Origin of the sequence: Nostoc sp. (assembly GCF_041747015.1) — a bacterium.
Classification (GTDB): Bacteria; Cyanobacteriota; Cyanobacteriia; order Cyanobacteriales; family Nostocaceae; genus Nostoc.
The window spans coordinates 1-3,945 of the sequence record NZ_JBGTFY010000119.1; the positions used below are offsets into that span (position 1 = coordinate 1).

The window sequence follows — 3,945 nt, forward strand, 5'->3', positions numbered from 1 at the left end:
TTTAATCCTAATTTCTGTAATGCAGAACACATTGCACTTCGACCTACCCAATTGCCAGTCTTGTCTGCAAATAATTCACACAACTCTATCAATGTTGCATCTGGATGTGTTTCAACTAATTCTCTTAGCTCTATTTCAGCATTTGTTAGATGACTAAATTGTGGTTTTCCTCGCGGCTTTGATTGTAAATTTCCATCAACTTTTTGTTGTTTTACAAGCTTTTGCACTAAACTCTTTGACACGGAAAATATGTTAGCCACTTTCCTTATTGAGATGTTTTTCTGAATATGTGCTGCAACTATTTTTTCTCGAAGATCGATAGAGTATGACTTCATTTAAAAATATTTATACTTTAATTTAAAGTGTACCTCATTACAGACGGAAGTGCTGTAACTCGTAACGTCCGCCAAGTCACCAAGTCAGTTAACCCTAAAAATCAAGCTGTATGGACACTTGGTTTACTTTATGAATATCTTTGTGCTTGGGCTTACGAAGTTTACGATACAGACGAACATCCAGCACTTTTCCAGAGTCCGAGGGATGCGTTTGCTGCGGGTATGGCGATTGGTGGCAGTCGGGTTCACCGCATGATTCCTTACGATGAAAACGAAAACTTTCAGATTCTTACCCTACCTACAACCTCAGAGGGAAAAGCAAAAGTTCAGGTTGGACGCGGTGTAAAAATTAACTCAATCTACTACTGGTCTAATAGTTTCCGCGATCCCCAAATTGAAAATACCTCTGTTCAGATAAGATACGACCCGTTTAATATTGGTATCGCTTACGCCTTTGTTCGAGGACAGTGGGTACAGTGTATCTCTCAATATTATACAGAACTCCAAGGCCGTTCAGAAAAAGAACTAAAGTTAGCTAGTATCGAGTTACGTAAACGCTCTTCAAATCATGCACAACAATCTAAAGTTTCGGCTAAGAAATTAGCAGAATTTTTAGCATCGGTAGAAGCTCAAGAAGCTCTATTACAACAGCGTTCCTATGATGCAGAAGTTAAGGAAGTCTTCAGAGTAATTGAGGGCACAAAAGCGGCAACAAGCCGTAACGAAGAAGCAAAACTTATTCAAGTTACTTTTGCCAATACCGATTTTCAAGCGGATGAAGATGAAGCGATCGTCCCAGAAATACTTGTAGTTTATGATGAGTTTTAATTATGACAGAATCTACTGGATTTCCTCTTGAACTCCTCACACAACCTGCTACAGAAAGGCTTGCTTACTTTAAGGATTACACCGTAGCGCATCCTCGACTTAAAGAAGTCTATGAAATTCTCATGCGAACAATTGCCGAACCCGCAGGAGCATCATTTATCTTTGTTTATGGCCCTAGCGGTATCGGTAAAACAACTTTGTGGCGCCGAGTTGAGGAGAAATTAAAGGAACTAGCATTACCTAAACTGGAAAGCGATCGCGCTCGTGTTCCTGTTGTTGGTATTGAAGCTATGGCCCCAGAATCGAGATACTTCAACTGGAAAGAATACTACACACGCGCCTTAATTACCTTGGAAGAACCATTAATCGATCACAAGTTTGATTACGGTGTGCGTGGTATCTCTCGCAATAATTTTGGCAAAATTAATGTTGAGTCGAAAGTAGTTGCACCTGCTCTACGCAGAGCTTTAGAAAATGCTCTCATCCATCGTCATCCAGACGTATTTTTTGTAGATGAAGCACAACATTTTGGTAAGGTAGCAAGCGGATACAAGCTACAAGATCAATTAGACTGTCTCAAATCTTTAGCAAATATGACAGGCATCTTGCACTGTCTATTAGGAACATACGAACTGCTTACATTCCGTAATTTGAGCGGTCAACTCTCACGTCGTAGTGTTGATATTCATTTCCGCCGTTATTGTGCTGATAGCCCAGAAGATGTACTGGCTTTTAAGAGTGTGTTGTTAACTTTTCAACAGTATCTGCCAATAGCAGAAACTCCAAATTTAGTTGATCATTGGGAATATATTTACGAACGTACTTTAGGATGTATTGGCACACTGAAAGATTGGCTAAGACGCGCTCTTAAAGATGCTCTAGATCGAGAAGCAACAACAGTCACTCTCAAAAATTTACAAAAATGTGCTTTGTCGGTTGCTCAGTGTCAGAAAATGTTCAAGGAAATTCAAGAGGGTGAACAACAATTATCTGAGACAGAAGAACATGTGGAAAACTTACGCTCTGCATTAGGACTTGGCGCAAAACCAATTGTGCTACCCGAAGAAACCCCAAAAACTACTCGTCCGCCAGGAAAGGCTGGCAAACGCAAACCTAAAAGAGATCCCATCGGAGTGCAGCAAGATGTTAGCTAGTGTATTAGAAACATACGAATCTTGGAATTTAAAAAAGCCATTAATTCCACAACGTAGTCGTCTCTATCAACCTCAACCTGTAGGTCTTGGGACTCCTTACATAGAGAGTTTAACAGGTTATATCGCACGGATAGCAGAGTTGCATGGAGTTCTTCCAGGAGTCTTGATTACTAGAGAAATTGCTCCGCTTGTCAATAAAATATATTTCCAAAATGGAGCTAATCGAGGTTTTCGTGAAATATTCAACCGTAGTCAAGCGTTAAATGGCATGGGAGAGATGGCAGCAGATTTAGTTCAAGTGTTACAAAAATTGACGCTTAGAGATGACTTGCGTTTTTTAACCATGCTGTTTTGGTCTAACATTTTGACTCCACGCAATTTATTTCGCACCAACAAAGCTTGGTGTCCAATTTGTTATCAAGAGCGGCATCAAAATGGGCAGGTAGTTTATGAGCAATTGCTTTGGACAATCAACCTAATTACAATTTGCCCTCAGCATCAAAAACCCTTGGTTGATCTTTGCCCTCACTGCAATCATAAATCACCTTTATTAAACTGGCGTTCAAGACCTGGTTACTGTTCAAAGTGTGGAGAGTGGTTAGGCGCAAATCAATGCCTTAAGACATTTACAGATGGTGAAGGCTCAATAAAATTACAGTTGGAGTGGCAGTATTGGACTGCTAATGTTGTAGGAGAGCTAATTTTAGCTGCTCAATGCTTTGAATCTGCCCCATCAAAAGAAAACATTAGAAAATCCTTAAATTTAGTTATTGATAAAGTTGCAGAAAATAATGCGGCTGCATTTTCTCGTATTATTGGAGTACCAAAAAATAGTTTGTGGATGTGGCAGTCTACTAACACCTTGCCTGAACTAAATATCCTTCTGAAGATTTGTTACGAATTAGAGATATCTTTGGTAGAATTTCTTACTCCAAAAAATCTGATTACTAAATCTTTTACAAAAATCTCGCAGAAGCACCTCCAACTTTCTCGCACACCAAGGGTATCTCCAAAATCTTTCGACGAATATCAAGTAAAAGATGCTTTATTAGCAATACTTGCAGGTAATGAAGAACCACCACCAACAATGGAAGAAGTTGCAAAGCGTTTAGGTCATCATAACAGAACTATTTCTAGACACTATCCAGATTTGTGTAGTGCTATTTCTGCTAAATGCCGTAATTACAATAAAGCTTACCGTCTCAAAAGCATAGAAAGATTTTGCAGCGAAGTTAGAGAGATTGTCCTTAGCCTTAATGCTCAGGGTGTGTATCCCACAGAAGGTCGCGTTTGTGAATTAATGCCAAATCCGGGGTGTTTTAGATATAAACAAGTCCGCGCTGCTTTTAATGATGCACGACGTGAGTGCGGTTTGTAAGCTGTTATAGTTTTACCTATAACAGCTTACAAAAGTAGAACCATAACTTTGCCACCCTTTATTGGAAGCATAAGCTTGCCGTTGCGGCAAAGTTATGGGTAAAGTCACAATTTAAGCTGTCTCTAGCCTTAATTTAGTTAATGGGCAGTACCAGACTCGAACTGATGACGTCCTGCTTGTAAGGCAGGCGCTCTACCAACTGAGCTAACCGCCCTTTTGACTAATCCTTAATTAATATAGCAAAACATTT

Annotated in this window: 4 protein-coding genes and 1 tRNA gene; 3 read left to right on the forward strand and 2 right to left on the reverse strand. The window is 39.6% G+C overall.

Annotated features, from left to right (window positions below; all coding sequences use genetic code 11):
* Positions 1 to 335, reverse strand: a 335-nt coding sequence (locus ACEW80_RS08990) for a transposase (protein WP_373526255.1), incomplete at its 3' end; no start/stop codon positions are given.
* 27 nt (positions 336 to 362) lie between these two features.
* On the opposite strand from ACEW80_RS08990, the gene ACEW80_RS08995 reads away from it, so the two are divergent.
* From ACEW80_RS08995 to ACEW80_RS09005, 3 genes are read left to right on the forward strand one after another with little or no spacing between them, the layout of a single operon-like run.
* Positions 363 to 1,163, forward strand: coding sequence for a Mu transposase C-terminal domain-containing protein (locus ACEW80_RS08995; protein ID WP_373526256.1), 801 nt, complete (start codon positions 363 to 365; stop codon positions 1,161 to 1,163).
* 2 nt (positions 1,164 to 1,165) lie between these two features.
* A complete protein-coding gene (locus ACEW80_RS09000; RefSeq protein WP_373526257.1) occupies positions 1,166 to 2,317 on the forward strand; it encodes an ATP-binding protein in 1,152 nt (383 codons plus the stop codon).
* A complete protein-coding gene (locus tag ACEW80_RS09005) occupies positions 2,307 to 3,695 on the forward strand; it encodes a TniQ family protein (protein ID WP_373526258.1) in 1,389 nt (462 codons plus the stop codon). The genes ACEW80_RS09000 and ACEW80_RS09005 overlap by 11 nt, the downstream gene beginning before the upstream one ends.
* Before the next feature lie 141 nt (positions 3,696 to 3,836).
* On the opposite strand, the gene ACEW80_RS09010 is transcribed toward ACEW80_RS09005, so the two are convergent.
* Positions 3,837 to 3,909: transfer RNA gene (locus ACEW80_RS09010), tRNA-Val, on the reverse strand.
* Between the last annotated feature and the right edge of the window lie 36 nt (positions 3,910 to 3,945).

What these genes read in the sequence shown, in the direction of transcription:
- ACEW80_RS09000 (WP_373526257.1), top strand. Translation starts at nt 1,166, where the DNA reads ATGACAGAATCTACTGGATTTCCTCTTGAACTCCTCACACAACCTGCT.
- ACEW80_RS09005 (WP_373526258.1), top strand. Translation starts at nt 2,307, where the DNA reads ATGTTAGCTAGTGTATTAGAAACATACGAATCTTGGAATTTAAAAAAG.